This is a genomic window from Bacillus sp. YP1 (assembly GCF_000877815.1).
Lineage (GTDB): Bacteria > Bacillota > Bacilli > Bacillales > Bacillaceae > Bacillus > Bacillus subtilis.
Map to the genome: position 1 here is coordinate 3,885,001 of NZ_CP010014.1, position 17,090 is coordinate 3,902,090.

The window sequence follows — 17,090 nt, forward strand, 5'->3', positions numbered from 1 at the left end:
TCGATGTCGTTAAGTGAGACACGCATCACTCTTACTGAATTGACCAAGCGTTTAGAGGAAGATTTAACTCAAGCAATGGGTGATGAAATTGACGAGTTGCAGTTTGAATTAGACGCAGCAAAACATTCATTAAAGAAATAAGGGAAGAGGGTAAGAGCGATGAACCGAGACCAAAGCGACCTTCATATAGATGAATTATTGGCAGATCCTTTTGGTGGTAACATAGAGATACCAGGTTCGGAGGCTGTAAAAGCAGAGAAAGAGCAAGTACGGCTTGTTGATGTTCTTCCTGAGGAAAACAAGGAAAAAGCAATTCAGCTTGCTGGACAGATTGATCATAAAAATATGCAAAGCATTGTCTTATACGGTTCACAAGCTCAATCTAAACTGCTGAACTTTTCTCATGATATGATTAATCATGTTCAAAAGAAGGATGTCGGGGAGATTGGCGAAATACTTGGAGAGCTGATGAAAAAGCTGGAGCAAGTAAATCCTGATGATCTCCAATCTAAGAAAAAGGGTTTTTTGGCACGCATGTTTGGAAGAGTATCAAGTTCTCTTCAAGAGGTGCTGTCTAAATACCAAAAGACCAGTGTGCAGATAGACAGAATCAGCTTGAAGCTGGAGCACTCTAAAAATGCTTTAATCAGTGACAACAAGCTGTTAGAGCAGTTATATGAAAAAAATAAAGAATATTTCGCAGCGCTGAATGTTTATATTGCTGCAGGAGAACTGAAGCTGGAGGAATTAAAAACAAAAACGATTCCTGAACTGAAGCAACAGGCTGAATCGAGTGATCATAACCAAATGGCCGTTCAAGAGGTGAATGATTTAATTCAATTTGCTGACCGGTTAGATAAAAGGGTGCATGATTTGCTGCTGAGCAGGCAAATTACAATCCAAAGTGCACCGCAAATCAGGCTGATTCAAAATACAAACCAAGCGTTAGCTGAAAAGATTCAGTCATCCATTGTGACAGCGATTCCGTTATGGAAAAATCAAGTTGCCATTGCACTGACGCTTTTAAGGCAGCGCAATGCAGTGGATGCACAGCAGAAAGTATCTGATACAACCAATGAGCTTTTGCTGAAAAATGCGGAGCTTTTAAAAACCAATACAATTGAAACTGCACGGGCAAATGAAAGAGGCCTTGTTGATATAGATACCTTGAAGAAGGTGCAGGAAAGCTTAATAAGCACGCTTGAAGAAACACTGACTATACAAGAAGAAGGACGAATCAAACGCCGTCAGGCAGAAGAAGAGCTCATGATGATGGAAGGCGACCTGAAGCAAAAGCTGATTACAATAAAGGAAAGATGATTACCAGTAAGTCTGGCTTTAAGTTCTGTCAGAGGCACGATATAATAAGGTGTAAGAAGACACATTCAAAGGATTGTTTTCATGAACACACCTTTATATAAAGCATTAATTCAACATGCGAGAAGAAATTCTCATTCATTTCATGTTCCGGGACATCACAATGGAGATGTCTTTTTTGATGACGCTAAGTCAATATTCGATCCGCTTCTCACCATTGATGTAACTGAACTGGCAGGACTGGATGATCTCCATCATCCTTCTGGGGTGATTAAGGAAGCTCAGGAGCTTGCCAGTCAATTATATGGATCGGCGGAAAGTTTTTTTCTGGTAAATGGTACGACTGTCGGAAACTTAGCGATGATTTTATCTGTTTGTGAACCTGGTGATACAATTCTGGTTCAAAGAAACTGTCATAAATCTGTATTTCATGCTGTTGATTTGTCCGGTGCTGAGCCGGTTTATCTTGCACCTGACGTTGATTCAGCGATGCATGTGCCTACGCATGTTCCGCTTGGAACAATTAAAGAGGCCCTGGAAGCATATCCAGATGCGAAAGGCTTGGTACTGACCAATCCGACATATTACGGACATAGTGCTGATTTGACTGAGATCATTACTGAAGCCCATCATTACGGGATTCCTGTTTTGGTCGATGAAGCGCATGGCGCACATTTTATTTTAGGTGAGCCTTTTCCGGTCTCAGCTTTAAAAATGGGGGCAGATATTGTTGTTCAGTCGGCCCACAAAACGTTGCCTGCCATGACGATGGGTTCTTATTTGCATCTCAACAGCAGCTGCAGGATTAACAGGGATCGGGTGGCAGAGTATTTAAACCGATTACAAAGCAGCAGCCCGTCTTATCCGATTATGGCTTCGTTAGATATTGCCCGCGCTTATGTACAGCATATTATAGAAGAACAAAAGCTTTCTGACATTCTGCAGCGGATACAAACACTTAAACAAACGTTTGATTCACTTACAAATGCTGAAGCTGTTAACCCTGCTAATCCACTGATCATCACGGACCCGCTGAAGCTCACAATTCGTTCAAAACGCGGGCATTCTGGCTATACGCTGCAAAGCATTTTAGAGCGTGCCAACATATTCACTGAGCTTGCTGATGAAAATCAAGTTCTGCTCGTTCTCCCATTGGGGGGAAAACGGAGAATAAATGCTGAAACCATTAGAAGCATTGATGAAAAGATTGAGAAAACGCCTCCGGATCAGGCGTTTGTTTCTGCAGAATGGGGAGTGCAGCCTGTTACTGTCTTGCCTTATCCAAAAAAGGTCTTACATTCGTTTAAGAAAGAATATGTGGACTTTGAGGAAGCAACTGGCCGGCTGAATGCAGAAGATATCATCCCTTATCCTCCGGGTATCCCGATGATTATGGCGGGAGAAAGAATAACAAAAGAAAGTGTGCAAAAGCTCAGCCGCTTGATCAGCATGAAAACGCATGTTCAAGGGAATATGAAAATCAAAGAGAAACAACTACTTGTTTATATAGAAGAGGAGAAATCATGAGCGGTTTATTTATTACATTCGAAGGTCCTGAAGGTGCAGGAAAAACGACTGTTCTGCAGGAGATCAAAAACATACTGACAGCAGAAGGCCTTCAGGTTATGGCAACTCGAGAGCCAGGCGGAATAGATATTGCAGAACAAATTCGAGAGGTTATTCTGAATGAGAACAACACATTAATGGACCCAAAAACAGAAGCTCTCTTATATGCGGCTGCAAGGCGCCAGCATTTAGTTGAAAAAGTAAAACCTGCTTTAGAACAGGGGTTTATCGTTCTTTGCGACAGATTTATAGACAGTTCTCTTGCGTATCAAGGATATGCAAGAGGACTTGGAATTGATGAGGTTCTGTCGATTAATGAATTTGCCATTGGAGATATGATGCCCCATGTAACGGTTTATTTTTCAATTGATCCGGAAGAAGGACTGAAGCGTATTTACGCAAACGGCTCACGGGAGAAAAACAGGCTCGATTTAGAAAAACTGGACTTTCATACAAAAGTACAAGAAGGTTATCAAGAGCTGATGAAGCGATTTCCGGAAAGATTTCATTCAGTTGATGCCGGGCAATCCAAAGGCCTCGTCGTTCAGGATGTTCTAAAGGTGATCGATGAAGCGTTGAAAAAAATTCAATTGTGACCTGTTTCCCAATAGTTGATATAATAATGTAAACGAGATCACGTTGTTTCCAATCTAAAGGAGGCCTTCACAGATGAAATTGATAGTGGCAGTTGTACAAGATCAGGACAGCAACAGACTTTTGAAAACCTTAACGGATCACAACTTCAGAGTCACAAAGCTTGCGACGACAGGAGGATTTCTTAAATCAGGCAATACAACGTTTATGATCGGTGTCGAGGATATACGCGTCAATAAAGCGTTGAGTCTCATTAAAGAAAACGGGCAGAAACGTGATCAGATGATTGCCCCTGTATCTCCAATGGGCGGAAATGCTGATTCCTATGTCCCTTATCCAGTCGAAGTTGAAGTTGGCGGAGCGACAGTATTTGTCCTTCCAGTCGATGAATTTCATCAATTTTAAGGATCTGAAACTGTGAAAATTAATAAAGATATACGTACATTTATAGATAATAAGCAGATTCCCTCTGTGAAAACATCTGAGATCACGGCATCGTTTAAAACATCAATGGAAAACCAAAGCAGCAAAATGAAGCTTGATCAGCTTACCAGGCTGTTATCTGATATAGAAGCATTCGGAAAAAGGCTAACGAAATCTCGGAATTTTAAAGACTTAGCGAGATTTAAAGGACTTGTGAAACGTTTTGTCAAAGAAGCTGTGGACAGCGGCCTTTCACATGAAACATCGAAAAGCTTTGACCTTTATGGGAACAGCAGAACGCTGGGACTTGTGAAAGAAATAGATGACAAATTGATACAGCTTACGGAAGAGATGATGGATCAGGAAAAACCGGCAATTGATTTGCTGGAGCGTATTGGCGAAATAAAAGGTTTATTAATTAACCTTTACACATAGAGAGTGATACAATGGCAATATCCTGGAAGGAAATGAACGAGCTTCAGCCCAGAGTGATGAAGCTTTTATATAATAGTATTGAGAAGGACAGACTATCACACGCTTATTTGTTTGAGGGGAAAAAAGGAACAGGCAAGCTTGATGCCGCGCTGCTTCTTGCAAAAAGCTTCTTTTGTCTGGAGGATGGCGCGGAGCCTTGCGAGAGCTGCCGAAACTGTAAACGGATAGAGTCAGGGAACCATCCTGATCTCCATCTTGTTCAGCCTGATGGCTTATCAATCAAAAAGGCGCAAATTCAAGCGCTCCAAGAAGAGTTTTCTAAGACAGGACTTGAATCGCATAAAAAGCTGTATATTATTTCGCACGCAGATCAAATGACAGCAAATGCGGCGAACAGCCTGCTGAAATTTTTAGAAGAACCGAACAAAGACACAATGGCCGTCCTCATCACTGAGCAGCCCCAAAGGTTATTGGATACCATCATTTCAAGATGCCAAACCCTTCCTTTTCAGCCTTTGCAGCCGAAAGCAATTGAAGACAGACTGATCGAACAGGACGTCTCGCCTCATATGGCAAGGCTTCTGGCCAACATGACTAATAATGTAGCAGAAGCAGTCGAATTAAGTCGAAATGATGAGTTTGCAGAGTCTAGAGCGAAAGTGATAAAATTGTATGAAGTCCTACACCAGCGGAAAGGACATGCTTTTTTCTTTATTCAAGATCAATGGATGCCCTTTTTCAAAGAAAAAACCCATCAAGAAATGGGTCTTGATATGCTCTTATTGATATATCGTGATGTGTTGTCCATCCAAATAGGAAATGAAGATAAATTGATTTATCAAGACTTATTCCAATCAATAAAACAGCATGCGCTACAATCAACACAACAAAGCGTTACGAATCAGATACTTGCTGTTTTAGAAGCAAAGAAACGGCTTCATTCCAATGTGAATGTACAAGGATTAATGGAGCACTTGGTGTTAATGTTGCAGGAGGGATAAGCTTGTACAATGTAATTGGTGTCCGCTTTAAGAAAGCGGGTAAAATATATTATTTTGATCCGAATGGATTTCATATAGAACATGACAGCTGCGTAATTGTAGAAACTGTCAGAGGCGTTGAGTACGGCCAGGTCGTAATTGCAAATAAACAGGTGGATGAGCATGATGTGGTGCTTCCCCTTCGAAAAGTGATACGTGTGGCTGACGAGCGCGATCTTCTCATTGTAGAAGAAAATAAACAGGAAGCACTATCAGCATTTGATATCTGCCAAAAGAAAGTGATTGAGCATGGCTTGGATATGAAGCTGGTCGATGTTGAATTCACGTTTGATCGCAATAAAGTCATTTTTTACTTCACTGCTGACGGCCGAGTCGACTTTAGAGAGCTTGTAAAGGATTTGGCTTCTATCTTTAAGACAAGAATTGAGCTGCGCCAAATCGGAGTAAGGGATGAGGCAAAAATGCTCGGAGGAATCGGTCCTTGCGGAAGAATGCTTTGCTGTTCAACGTTTCTTGGAGATTTTGAACCCGTTTCCATTAAAATGGCCAAGGATCAGAACTTGTCTTTAAATCCTACGAAGATTTCGGGTCTTTGCGGACGATTGATGTGCTGTCTAAAATATGAGAACGATGAGTATGAGACGGCAAAAGAACAGCTTCCGGATATAGGAGAAATGATTACGACAGCAAACGGTCCCGCGAAGGTCGTCGGACTAAATATTCTGGAACGGGTGCTTCAGGTGGAACTGATAAACCGTGAAAAAGTGATAGAATATACTTGGGAAGAGCTCTTGGAAGAGGGCGTCGTATCCGCACAAACCACAGATTAACGAGGTGTGGAACCTTGGATAAAAAAGAGTTATTTGATACAGTCATTAACTTAGAAGAACAAATTGGCTCACTGTACCGGCAGCTGGGGGATTTGAAGCAGCATATCGGTGAGATGATTGAGGAAAATCATCATTTACAGCTTGAAAACAAGCATTTGCGCAAACGGCTGGACGATACGACGCAGCAGATTGAAAAGTTCAAAGCTGATAAAAAAGAATCAAAAACACAGAAGACGGAGCAAACTGATATAGGGGAAGGATATGATAATCTGGCACGTCTGTATCAAGAAGGATTTCATATCTGCAATGTCCACTATGGAAGTGTTCGAAAAGAGGATTGTCTTTTCTGTCTGTCATTCTTAAATAAAAAATAGGGAAAAGGCTTCCGCATAAGACGGGAGCCTTTTTCAAAGGTACTGAAAGGATAAGAAGATGGTTTCATTACATGATGATGAAAGATTAGATTATTTGCTGGCAGAGGACATGAAAATCATACAAAGTCCAACAGTGTTTGCTTTTTCGTTGGACGCTGTGCTTCTGTCCAAATTTGCGTACGTTCCGATTCAAAAAGGGAAAATTGTTGATTTATGCACCGGCAATGGTATTGTGCCGCTGCTGCTCAGTACAAGATCAAAAGCAGACATTCTGGGAGTCGAAATTCAAGAAAGACTGCATGATATGGCTGTTCGCAGCGTGGAGTATAATAAGTTGGACGATCAGATCGAGATCATACATGATGACCTGAAAAACATGCCGGAGAAACTTGGACATAATCGATATGATGTTGTCACCTGCAATCCGCCGTATTTTAAAACGCCGAAACAAACTGAACAAAACATGAACGAGCATCTCCGAATCGCAAGACATGAAATCCACTGCACGCTGGAGGATGTCATTTCAGTCAGCAGCAAGCTGCTCAAGCAAGGGGGAAAAGCAGCTCTTGTTCACCGGCCGGGAAGGCTTCTGGAGATTTTTGAACTGATGAAGGCTTATCAAATCGAGCCGAAACGTGTACAATTTGTCTATCCGAAGCAAGGGAAAGAAGCCAATACCATTTTGGTTGAAGGTATCAAAGGCGGGCGCCCGGATTTGAAAATTCTTCCTCCCTTATTCGTATATGATGAACAAAATGAATATACAAAAGAAATCAGGACCATTTTATATGGAGACAAATAACCATTTCTTCTACGTCGTGAAATGTAAGGACAATAGCTGGTATGCCGGGTATACCAACGATCTGCATAAACGAGTGAAAACGCACAATGATGGAAAGGGCGCAAAGTACACAAAAGTAAGACGTCCGGTTGAATTAATTTTTGCCGAGAGCTTTTCAACAAAGCGGGAAGCTATGCAGGCGGAATATTATTTCAAAAAACTAACTCGGAAGAAAAAAGAGCTTTATATAGAAGAAAAGCGGAACAGCAAGGAGGCTGTATATGTTAAGGCGCCAAATGAGCTTTAATGGAAAGTCGGACATGGGGATTCTTTACTTGGTCCCAACCCCAATCGGAAATTTAGAGGATATGACATTCCGGGCGATCGACACGCTGAAATCAGTGGATGCGATTGCTGCGGAAGATACGAGGCAAACGAAAAAGCTTTGTCATGTATATGAAATTGAAACACCGCTCGTCAGCTATCACGAACACAATAAAGAAAGCAGTGGGCACAAAATTATTGAATGGCTGAAATCGGGAAAAAACATTGCTCTTGTCAGTGATGCCGGTCTGCCGACGATTTCTGATCCCGGAGCGGAAATTGTAAAGGATTTTACGGATATAGGCGGTTATGTTGTTCCGTTGCCGGGAGCAAATGCTGCATTAACAGCTCTTATTGCTTCAGGTATTGTACCGCAGCCTTTTTTCTTTTACGGTTTTCTCAACAGACAGAAAAAAGAAAAGAAGAAGGAGCTTGAAGCCCTTAAAAAACGGCAGGAAACGATCATTTTTTATGAAGCGCCCCACAGATTGAAGGAAACCTTGTCAGCGATGGCAGAGATATTAGGAGATCGGGAAATTGCTGTAACACGTGAACTCACTAAGAAATATGAAGAGTTTATCCGAGGAACGATATCCGAGGTCATTGGATGGGCAAACGAGGATCAGATACGCGGCGAGTTTTGTCTTGTTGTAGAAGGAAGTAATAATGAAGAGGTAGATGAGGAAGAACAATGGTGGGAAACCCTCACTGCGAAAGAACATGTCGAGCATTACATCTCGAAAGGCGCTACGTCTAAAGAAGCCATTAAAAAAGCAGCAGTCGATCGCAATGTACCAAAGCGTGAAGTGTACGATGCTTACCATATTAAGCAATAAAAAAACGTTCTTGTGTCATAACAAGAACGTTTTTTGTACAAGAAATGATTATTTAAGGTTTTGAAGCTGGTTTTGGATTTCGCTGATGATTTGCTCAGCGCCTTCTTTACTAAGAACCAATTTACCGCCTGCAAGTTTAAGGTTATCATCAGAAACTTCACCAGTTACTTGGCAAGTCATGTTTGGTTTATATTTTTTAAGGATGATTTTTTCATCATCAACATAGATTTCAAGAGCATCTTTTTCTGCGATTCCAAGAGTACGACGCAGTTCGATAGGAATAACTACACGTCCTAATTCATCAACTTTACGTACAATACCAGTAGATTTCATAAACATTCTCCTCCCAAGAGATACTTATTTGTTTAAATTATATTTTTCTTCGTCATTATTCGACAAAATCCTTACCTTCATAGCATAACAAGGTTTCCAATAATCGTCAATCATTTTGTTTACTATTGATTGTAAGAATTAGTTCTTATAGTCAGTAATGTCTTAGAAACTACCGAAATAACAGCATTTTATAAATATTTAATAAAGCTATTATCCTACTAAAAATCCTTTTAAATCAAGACTTTCGAACCAAAGTTTTTTATTTCATTTGATTATATACGACAAAATTCGACACGAACAGACTTTTTTTATTTTCATTAAAGATTTTTAATTTTAATTATTCTTTTTCAGGGCGTATGTATATATTCTTGATCTTAAAGGCTAAGATGGTATCATAGATAAAGGATAAATATAAATAATATTCATATATGATTTGCACTTATCGCCGCTCTCGTCCTTTGGGCGGGAGCTTTTTGACATTCTGATTAGGAGGTTTCAAGATGCCGCAAGAAAACAATACATTTTACATTACAACACCGATTTATTATCCGAGCGGAAAATTACATATCGGCCATGCATATACGACAGTCGCGGGAGATGCAATGGCACGTTACAAAAGATTAAAAGGGTTCGATGTTCGCTATTTAACGGGAACGGACGAGCATGGACAAAAGATCCAGCAAAAAGCTGAACAGGAAAACATTACACCTCAGGAGTATGTGGATCGCGCAGCGGCAGATATTCAAAAACTGTGGAAGCAGCTTGAAATCTCAAACGACGACTTTATCCGCACGACAGAAAAACGGCATAAAGTTGTCATTGAAAAAGTGTTTCAAAAGCTTCTTGATAACGGGGACATCTATCTTGATGAGTATGAAGGCTGGTACAGCATCCCTGATGAAACGTTCTACACGGAAACTCAGCTCGTTGATATTGAGCGGAATGAAAAGGGAGAGGTCATCGGCGGAAAAAGCCCTGACAGCGGTCACCCAGTTGAATTGATCAAAGAGGAATCTTATTTCTTCCGCATGGGGAAATACGCGGATCGTCTTCTGAAATACTATGAAGAAAACCCGACATTCATTCAGCCAGAATCACGCAAAAACGAAATGATTAATAACTTTATCAAACCTGGACTTGAGGATTTGGCAGTATCACGTACCACTTTTGATTGGGGCGTGAAGGTGCCGGAAAATCCAAAGCATGTTGTATATGTTTGGATTGACGCACTATTTAACTATTTAACGGCACTCGGTTATGATACAGAAAATGATGAGCTTTATCAAAAATATTGGCCTGCCGATGTTCATTTAGTCGGTAAGGAGATTGTACGATTCCATACTATTTACTGGCCAATTATGCTGATGGCGCTGGATCTTCCGCTGCCAAAGCAAGTATTCGCGCATGGCTGGCTTTTGATGAAAGACGGAAAAATGTCGAAATCAAAAGGAAACGTTGTAGATCCGGTTACATTAATTGAACGCTATGGTTTAGACGAACTTCGCTATTACTTGCTTCGCGAAGTGCCGTTCGGATCAGACGGTGTTTTCACGCCGGAAGGATTTGTTGAGCGAATCAACTATGATTTAGCGAATGATTTAGGAAATCTATTGAATCGTACTGTTGCGATGATTAATAAGTATTTTGACGGACAAATCGGTTCTTACAAAGGTGCTGTTACGGAATTTGACCATACGCTCACTTCTGTTGCTGAAGAAACAGTGAAAGCTTATGAGAAAGCAATGGAAAATATGGAGTTCTCGGTAGCACTTTCGACTTTATGGCAGCTCATCAGCCGCACAAACAAATACATTGATGAGACAGCTCCATGGGTGCTTGCGAAAGATCCGGCAAAAGAAGAAGAATTGCGATCAGTTATGTATCATCTCGCTGAATCATTGCGTATTTCAGCGGTACTGCTTCAGCCATTCTTAACAAAAACACCTGAAAAAATGTTCGAGCAGCTGGGCATTACTGATGAATCTTTAAAAGCTTGGGACAGCATTACAGCTTTCGGCCAGCTGAAAGATACAAAAGTACAAAAAGGCGAGCCATTGTTCCCTCGTTTAGAGGCAGAAGAAGAAATTGCTTACATCAAAGGGAAAATGCAAGGTTCAGCACCAGCGAAAGAAGAAACAAAAGAAGAAGAGCCTCAAGAGGTCGATCGTTTACCTGAAATTACGATTGATCAATTTATGGATGTAGAGCTTCGCGTAGCTGAGGTCATTGAGGCAGAGCCAGTGAAAAAAGCAGACCGTTTATTGAAGCTGCAGCTTGATCTTGGTTTTGAAAAGCGCCAAGTGGTATCCGGCATTGCGAAGCATTATACGCCTGAAGAGCTTGTTGGAAAAAAACTCGTTTGTGTAACAAATCTAAAACCGGTTAAACTCAGAGGAGAGCTTTCTCAAGGTATGATCCTTGCAGGAGAAGCAGACGGCGTTTTAAAGGTCGTGTCTATCGATCAGTCGTTACCAAAAGGCACAAGAATTAAATAATGATAAAACAAAAGGTGTTTCACGTGTAACAATTCGTCGAACACCTTTTGTGTTTCGACAAGAAAGGAGTTTTTCACTTATGTTGTTTGACACTCACGCGCATTTAAATGCAGAACAATATGATACTGATCTTGAAGAGGTTATTGAACGGGCAAAAGCTGAAAAAGTTGAACGAATTGTCGTAGTTGGTTTTGACCGTCCGACGATTACCCGTGCGATGGAAATGATTGAGGAATATGATTTTATTTATGCAGCCATTGGCTGGCACCCTGTTGACGCAATTGACATGACAGAGGAAGACTTAGCGTGGATTAAAGAGCTTTCTGCTCATGAGAAAGTGGTAGCCATAGGGGAAATGGGACTGGATTATCATTGGGATAAATCACCTAAAGATATTCAAAAAGAGGTGTTTAGAAAACAAATCGCCTTAGCGAAAGAGGTCAATTTGCCTATTATCATTCATAACCGTGATGCAACGGAGGATGTCGTGACCATTTTGAAAGAGGAAGGCGCAGAAGCTGTGGGTGGAATCATGCACTGCTTTACAGGAAGTGCGGAAGTGGCAAGAGAATGCATGAAAATGAATTTTTATTTATCATTTGGGGGACCGGTGACATTTAAAAATGCGAAGAAACCGAAGGAAGTAGTGAAGGAAATTCCCAATGACCGGCTGCTGATTGAAACGGACTGCCCGTTTCTCACACCGCACCCTTTCCGCGGGAAAAGAAATGAGCCAAGCTATGTGAAATATGTGGCAGAACAAATCGCCGAATTAAAAGAAATGACCTTTGAAGAGATTGCTTCCATCACGACTGAAAATGCGAAAAGACTTTTCCGTATAAACTGACAAAAAACGCTAGCGGGTTTTGTAAGAGCTTGTCCCTTACAGCGTTTTTCTATAAAAGTTCTACATGCTTTCTTCTCCTCATAGGATAGGTTTGTCGACAAGTCTTTCTTCCGTTTCTCAGTGTATTTCAGGATAATGAAGAGGACACTGAGCTTTTGGGAGAAAGAGAAGGGAGGGTTGACAGCCTTTTAGATACTCTATATAATCTCTCCGAGGAGAAGGAGGCGTTTTTCATCACACAAAAAATGAAAAAGCTGTTTTCCGTAAAGCTTAGCAAAAGCAAAGTCATTCTGGTTGCTGCTTGTTTGCTTTTGGCAGGAAGCGGGACTGCGTACGCGGCTCATGAGCTGACGAAACAATCAGTCTCAGTTTCTATCAATGGCAAAAAGAAACATATACGCACACATGCAAATACAGTCGGTGATCTTTTGGAGACGCTTGATATAAAGACAAGAGACGAAGACAAGATCACACCTGCTAAACAGACAAAGATAACAGCAGACATGGACGTTGTGTATGAGGCTGCAAAACCTGTGAAGCTTACAATAAACGGGGAAGAAAAGACGTTATGGTCAACAGCAAAAACGGTCGGTGCATTACTGGACGAACAAGATGTTGATGTGAAAGAACAAGATCAAATTGATCCCGCAATAGATACAGATATTTCGAAAGACATGAAGATTAACATAGAGCCCGCATTTCAGGTTACTGTGAATGATGCAGGGAAACAAAAGAAGATCTGGACGACTTCGACTACGGTCGCTGACTTTTTAAAACAGCAAAAGATGAACATAAAAGACGAAGATAAAATCAAGCCTGCGTTAGATGCAAAGCTGACGAAAGGAAAGGCTGATATTACAATTACTCGTATCGAAAAGGTCACCGATGTAGTTGAAGAGAAGATTGCGTTCGATGTGAAAAAGCAAGAAGACGCTTCTCTTGAAAAAGGGAAAGAAAAGGTCGTCCAAAAAGGAAAAGAAGGCAAGCTAAAAAAACATTTCGAAGTCGTTAAAGAAAACGGCAAAGAAGTGTCCAGAGAGCTTGTAAAAGAAGAAACAGCTGAGCAAAGCAAAGATAAAGTGATTGCTGTCGGCACAAAGCAAAGCAGCCCAAAAGTTGAAACGGTCAGTGCTTCAGGTGATTCAAAAACAGTTGTGTCCCGCAGCAATGAATCAACAGGCAAAGTCATGACTGTATCATCTACGGCTTATACGGCAAGCTGCAGCGGTTGTTCAGGACATACAGCGACAGGCGTCAATTTAAAAAATAATCCGAATGCCAAAGTCATCGCTGTGGATCCAAACGTCATTCCGCTAGGCTCCAAAGTCCACGTGGAAGGCTATGGATATGCCATTGCTGCAGATACCGGTTCAGCGATTAAAGGGAACAAGATAGACGTCTTTTTTCCAGAGAAATCATCGGCGTACCGATGGGGAAATAAAACAGTCAAAATTAAAATCTTAAATTAATATATACTTATGTATTCAGAGGGTTTTGCGCCCTCTGTTTTTTTCGTTATAATAGACAAAGTGCATTTTCTGCTTATTAGACGCTCGATATAAGAAAAAGTTTCATGAATATACAAAAGTTTTTATTTTGTCTTGGAGGAAATAATGAAAATTAAAGAGATCATTGTGGTCGAGGGGCGTGACGATACGGCCCGCATCAAATTGGCTGTTGATGCAGACACAATTGAAACAAATGGTTCAGCCATCGATGATCATGTGATTGACCAAATCCGTTTGGCCCAGAAGACCAGAGGCGTCATTATTTTAACGGATCCTGACTTTCCGGGAGAGAAGATTCGCAAAACCATCTCAAAGGCTGTACCCGGCTGTAAGCATGCATTTTTGCCAAAACATCTTGCCAAACCTAAAAACAAGCGGGGAATTGGTGTGGAGCATGCATCGGTTGAAAGCATTAGGGCATGTTTAGAAAATGTGCATGAGGAGATGGAAACGCAGCCGAGTGACATTTCAGCTGAGGATTTGATTCATGCCGGACTAATAGGCGGACCTGCGGCCAAACGCCGCCGGGAACGACTGGGTGATCTGTTGAAAATCGGCTATACAAATGGTAAACAGCTTCAAAAACGGCTGCAAATGTTTCAAATTAAAAAAAGTGATTTTATGAGTGCGCTCGATACCGTTATGCGGGAGGAACAGAATGAATAAAGATATTGCGACACCGATTAGAACGAAAGAGATACTGAAGAAATACGGTTTTTCTTTTAAAAAGAGCTTAGGACAGAATTTCTTAATTGATACGAACATTTTAAACAGAATTGTTGATCACGCGGAAGTGACTGAGAAAACAGGTGTCATTGAAATCGGCCCGGGAATCGGGGCTTTAACCGAACAGCTTGCCAAGCGGGCGAAAAAGGTCGTGGCATTTGAGATTGACCAGCGATTATTGCCGATTCTGAAGGATACGCTGTCACCTTACGACAATGTCACTGTCATTCATCAGGACGTGTTAAAGGCTGATGTCAAATCAGTCATTGAAGAACAATTTCAAGATTGTGATGAGATCATGGTAGTTGCCAACCTTCCTTATTACGTAACAACACCGATTATCATGAAACTGCTTGAAGAACATCTTCCGCTGAAAGGGATTGTGGTCATGCTGCAAAAAGAAGTGGCTGAGCGCATGGCGGCTGATCCTTCATCTAAGGAATACGGCTCGCTTTCAATCGCGGTGCAGTTTTATACAGAAGCCAAAACGGTGATGATCGTTCCGAAAACCGTATTTGTTCCTCAGCCTAATGTCGATTCCGCAGTCATCCGTCTGGTTCTCCGAGACGGTCCGGCAGTGGACGTGGAAAACGAATCCTTTTTCTTTCAGCTCATCAAGGCAAGCTTTGCACAGCGCCGTAAAACGCTGCTCAATAACTTAGTTAACAATCTGCCTGAAGGAAAAGCGCAAAAATCAACAATTGAGCAAGTGCTCGAAGAAACAAATATTGACGGTAAGCGCCGAGGTGAATCCCTGTCTATTGAGGAGTTCGCAGCGCTGTCTAACGGATTGTATAAAGCCCTTTTCTAAAAGGGCTTTTTGTTTTGCGCACCACATGGACTGCCGCTACATAGGCTAGAGAAGGACCTTTCATTCAATGATAAGAAAAAACTTGGACTCAGCGAAAAAAGGCGCTTTCTCAAGGCTCTTTCTTTCATGATGAGGCTTAGTCTATGTGTGGAGTGAGGAACGTGCAATTTCAAATAGGGGATATGGTAGCCAGAAAATCCTATCAGATGGATGTTTTGTTTCGAATTATAGGAATAGAGCAAACGAGCAAAGGAAATGCAATTGCCATTTTGCATGGAGATGAAGTCAGGCTGATTGCTGATTCGGATTTTTCTGATCTGGTAGCAGTGAAAAAAGATGAGCAGATGATGCGGAAAAAGAAAGATGAGAGCAGAATGAATGAGTCGCTCGAATTGCTCCGCCAGGATTATAAACTGCTCAGAGAAAAACAGGAGTACTATGCGACAAGCCAATATCAGCATCAGGAGCATTATTTCCATATGCCGGGCAAAGTGCTTCATCTGGATGGTGACGAAGCATATCTGAAAAAATGCCTGAATGTCTATAAAAAAATTGGAGTGCCGGTCTATGGCATCCATTGCCATGAAAAGAAAATGTCTGCTTCTATTGAAGAATTGCTCGACAAATATCGACCTGATATCCTGGTGATCACAGGGCATGATGCGTATTCGAAGCAAAAGGGCGGTATTGATGATTTGAATGCGTACAGACATTCTAAGCACTTTGTTGAAACTGTTCAAACAGCCCGAAAAAAGATCCCTCACTTAGATCAGCTTGTTATTTTTGCGGGGGCCTGCCAATCCCATTTTGAATCACTCATCAGAGCGGGTGCAAATTTTGCAAGTTCACCGTCAAGAGTCAATATTCATGCGCTTGATCCGGTATATATCGTCGCGAAGATCAGCTTTACGCCGTTTATGGAACGGATTAATGTATGGGAAGTGCTCCGTAATACGCTGACAAGAGAGAAAGGGCTTGGAGGTATTGAAACAAGAGGAGTTCTGAGAATTGGTATGCCTTATAAGTCCAATTAACAGTTGAAAACCTGCATAGGAGAGCTATGCGGGTTTTTTATTTTACATAATGATACATAATTTACCGAAACTTGCGGAACATAATTGAGGAATCATAGAATTTTGTCAAAATAATTTTATTGACAACGTCTTATTAACGTTGATATAATTTAAATTTTATTTGACAAAAATGGGCTCGTGTTGTACAATAAATGTAGTGAGGTGGATGCAATGGCGAAGACGTTGTCCGATATTAAAAGATCGCTTGATGGGAATTTAGGTAAAAGGCTGACGTTAAAAGCAAACGGTGGCCGCCGAAAAACGATTGAGCGTTCGGGCATTTTAGCTGAGACGTACCCTTCTGTTTTTGTGATACAACTAGATCAAGACGAGAACTCGTTTGAAAGAGTTTCATACAGTTATGCTGATATTTTGACTGAGACTGTTGAGCTGACATTTAATGATGACGCCGCAAGCTCAGTGGCATTTTAACGGGCAGTGAACCTTTTGTTTACTGCTTTTTGTTTTGCCTTTTTTGTTTCCAGTAATTTTAACGAAAGTTCCATCTGATTTAACAAAAGATAAAACAGTCACATATTATCGTGACGTGCACGAATGGCTATCACTTCTAAAAAAGGGGTTGTTTCGTTTGGGCAGACGTCGTGGAGTTATGTCAGATGAGTTTAAATATGAGCTGGCTAAAGACCTTGGTTTTTATGACACAGTAAAAAATGGCGGCTGGGGCGAAATTCGGGCTCGCGATGCCGGTAACATGGTAAAGCGTGCTATTGAAATCGCCGAACAGCAAATGGCTCAGAATCAGAATAACCGATAAGGATGTGACCCGGGGGACGTGCTGTTCCCTGGTTTTTTTAT

At 41.3% G+C, this 17,090-nt stretch carries 21 protein-coding genes (1 of these 21 running past the window's edge); 20 read left to right on the forward strand and 1 reads right to left on the reverse strand.

Features of this window, described 5'->3' with window-relative positions; genetic code table 11:
- The 12 genes from QF06_RS19125 to rsmI form a co-directional block, all read left to right on the forward strand.
- Positions 1–141: the 3' portion of a 5-bromo-4-chloroindolyl phosphate hydrolysis family protein gene (locus QF06_RS19125; RefSeq protein ID WP_003242630.1), read on the forward strand. 474 nt of this gene lie to the left of the window's left edge; only the last 141 of its 615 coding nucleotides appear in the window; its start codon lies beyond the left edge, outside the window; it ends in the stop codon at positions 139–141.
- Positions 142–159: 18 nt separating this feature from the next.
- Positions 160–1,320 (forward strand): toxic anion resistance protein, encoded by a 1,161-nt coding sequence (locus QF06_RS19130; RefSeq protein ID WP_003226779.1) that lies wholly within the window; start codon positions 160–162, stop codon positions 1,318–1,320.
- An 81-nt stretch (positions 1,321–1,401) separates the two neighbouring features.
- The gene (locus QF06_RS19135; protein WP_003226777.1) at positions 1,402–2,844 is read left to right on the forward strand and encodes an aminotransferase class I/II-fold pyridoxal phosphate-dependent enzyme; all 1,443 of its coding nucleotides are present in this window, start codon (positions 1,402–1,404) and stop codon (positions 2,842–2,844) included.
- Positions 2,841–3,479: a dTMP kinase gene (tmk, locus tag QF06_RS19140; RefSeq protein WP_003226776.1), complete on the forward strand. Its 639-nt coding sequence runs from the start codon at positions 2,841–2,843 to the stop codon at positions 3,477–3,479. Before QF06_RS19135 ends, tmk begins: the two co-directional genes overlap by 4 nt.
- Before the next feature lie 73 nt (positions 3,480–3,552).
- A complete protein-coding gene (darA, locus tag QF06_RS19145) occupies positions 3,553–3,882 on the forward strand; it encodes a cyclic di-AMP receptor DarA (RefSeq protein WP_003242755.1) in 330 nt (109 codons plus the stop codon).
- A gap of 12 nt (positions 3,883–3,894) precedes the next feature.
- Positions 3,895–4,335 carry a YaaR family protein gene (locus QF06_RS19150; RefSeq protein WP_009966249.1) on the forward strand — a complete coding sequence of 147 codons (441 nt, stop codon included), beginning with the start codon at positions 3,895–3,897 and terminating at the stop codon, positions 4,333–4,335.
- An 11-nt stretch (positions 4,336–4,346) separates the two neighbouring features.
- Positions 4,347–5,336: a DNA polymerase III subunit delta' gene (gene holB / locus QF06_RS19155; RefSeq protein WP_003226770.1), complete on the forward strand. Its 990-nt coding sequence runs from the start codon at positions 4,347–4,349 to the stop codon at positions 5,334–5,336.
- Between the two features lie 2 nt (positions 5,337–5,338).
- The gene (gene ricT, locus QF06_RS19160; protein ID WP_003226767.1) at positions 5,339–6,166 is read left to right on the forward strand and encodes a competence/sporulation regulator complex protein RicT; all 828 of its coding nucleotides are present in this window, start codon (positions 5,339–5,341) and stop codon (positions 6,164–6,166) included.
- 14 nt (positions 6,167–6,180) lie between these two features.
- Positions 6,181–6,540, forward strand: coding sequence for a replication initiation-control protein YabA (gene yabA, locus QF06_RS19165; protein ID WP_003218308.1), 360 nt, complete (start codon positions 6,181–6,183; stop codon positions 6,538–6,540).
- 58 nt (positions 6,541–6,598) lie between these two features.
- Positions 6,599–7,342: a tRNA1(Val) (adenine(37)-N6)-methyltransferase gene (locus QF06_RS19170; protein WP_003226765.1), complete on the forward strand. Its 744-nt coding sequence runs from the start codon at positions 6,599–6,601 to the stop codon at positions 7,340–7,342.
- Positions 7,329–7,628, forward strand: a complete 300-nt coding sequence (locus QF06_RS19175) for a GIY-YIG nuclease family protein (protein WP_003242983.1) — start codon at positions 7,329–7,331, stop codon at positions 7,626–7,628. Before QF06_RS19170 ends, QF06_RS19175 begins: the two co-directional genes overlap by 14 nt.
- Positions 7,603–8,481, forward strand: coding sequence for a 16S rRNA (cytidine(1402)-2'-O)-methyltransferase (gene rsmI, locus QF06_RS19180; RefSeq protein ID WP_003243457.1), 879 nt, complete (start codon positions 7,603–7,605; stop codon positions 8,479–8,481). Before QF06_RS19175 ends, rsmI begins: the two co-directional genes overlap by 26 nt.
- Positions 8,482–8,529: 48 nt before the next feature.
- On the opposite strand, the gene abrB is transcribed toward rsmI, so the two are convergent.
- Positions 8,530–8,820, reverse strand: a complete 291-nt coding sequence (abrB, locus tag QF06_RS19185) for a transition state genes transcriptional regulator AbrB (protein ID WP_003226760.1) — start codon at positions 8,818–8,820, stop codon at positions 8,530–8,532.
- A gap of 494 nt (positions 8,821–9,314) precedes the next feature.
- On the opposite strand from abrB, the gene metG reads away from it, so the two are divergent.
- The 8 genes from metG (at position 9,315) to QF06_RS19225 (ending at position 17,049) form a co-directional block, all read left to right on the forward strand.
- On the forward strand, positions 9,315–11,309 hold the full coding sequence (metG, locus tag QF06_RS19190; RefSeq protein ID WP_003226758.1) for a methionine--tRNA ligase: 1,995 nt from the start codon (positions 9,315–9,317) through the stop codon (positions 11,307–11,309).
- A 79-nt stretch (positions 11,310–11,388) separates the two neighbouring features.
- A complete protein-coding gene (locus QF06_RS19195) occupies positions 11,389–12,156 on the forward strand; it encodes a TatD family hydrolase (RefSeq protein ID WP_014475570.1) in 768 nt (255 codons plus the stop codon).
- Between the two features lie 155 nt (positions 12,157–12,311).
- Positions 12,312–13,625: a ubiquitin-like domain-containing protein gene (locus QF06_RS19200; RefSeq protein WP_015715099.1), complete on the forward strand. Its 1,314-nt coding sequence runs from the start codon at positions 12,312–12,314 to the stop codon at positions 13,623–13,625.
- A gap of 144 nt (positions 13,626–13,769) precedes the next feature.
- Positions 13,770–14,330 (forward strand): ribonuclease M5, encoded by a 561-nt coding sequence (gene rnmV, locus QF06_RS19205; RefSeq protein ID WP_015715100.1) that lies wholly within the window; start codon positions 13,770–13,772, stop codon positions 14,328–14,330.
- Positions 14,323–15,201 (forward strand): 16S rRNA (adenine(1518)-N(6)/adenine(1519)-N(6))-dimethyltransferase RsmA, encoded by an 879-nt coding sequence (gene rsmA, locus QF06_RS19210; RefSeq protein ID WP_015715101.1) that lies wholly within the window; start codon positions 14,323–14,325, stop codon positions 15,199–15,201. Before rnmV ends, rsmA begins: the two co-directional genes overlap by 8 nt.
- A 161-nt stretch (positions 15,202–15,362) precedes the next feature.
- On the forward strand, positions 15,363–16,235 hold the full coding sequence (gene prtG / locus QF06_RS19215) for a sporulation-specific protease PrtG (protein WP_015715102.1): 873 nt from the start codon (positions 15,363–15,365) through the stop codon (positions 16,233–16,235).
- 210 nt (positions 16,236–16,445) lie between these two features.
- Complete coding sequence (veg, locus tag QF06_RS19220; protein ID WP_003218330.1) at positions 16,446–16,706, forward strand: biofilm formation stimulator Veg; 261 nt, start codon at positions 16,446–16,448, stop codon at positions 16,704–16,706.
- Between the two features lie 157 nt (positions 16,707–16,863).
- The gene (locus QF06_RS19225; RefSeq protein ID WP_003218333.1) at positions 16,864–17,049 is read left to right on the forward strand and encodes a small, acid-soluble spore protein, alpha/beta type; all 186 of its coding nucleotides are present in this window, start codon (positions 16,864–16,866) and stop codon (positions 17,047–17,049) included.
- Positions 17,050–17,090 lie beyond the last annotated feature (41 nt).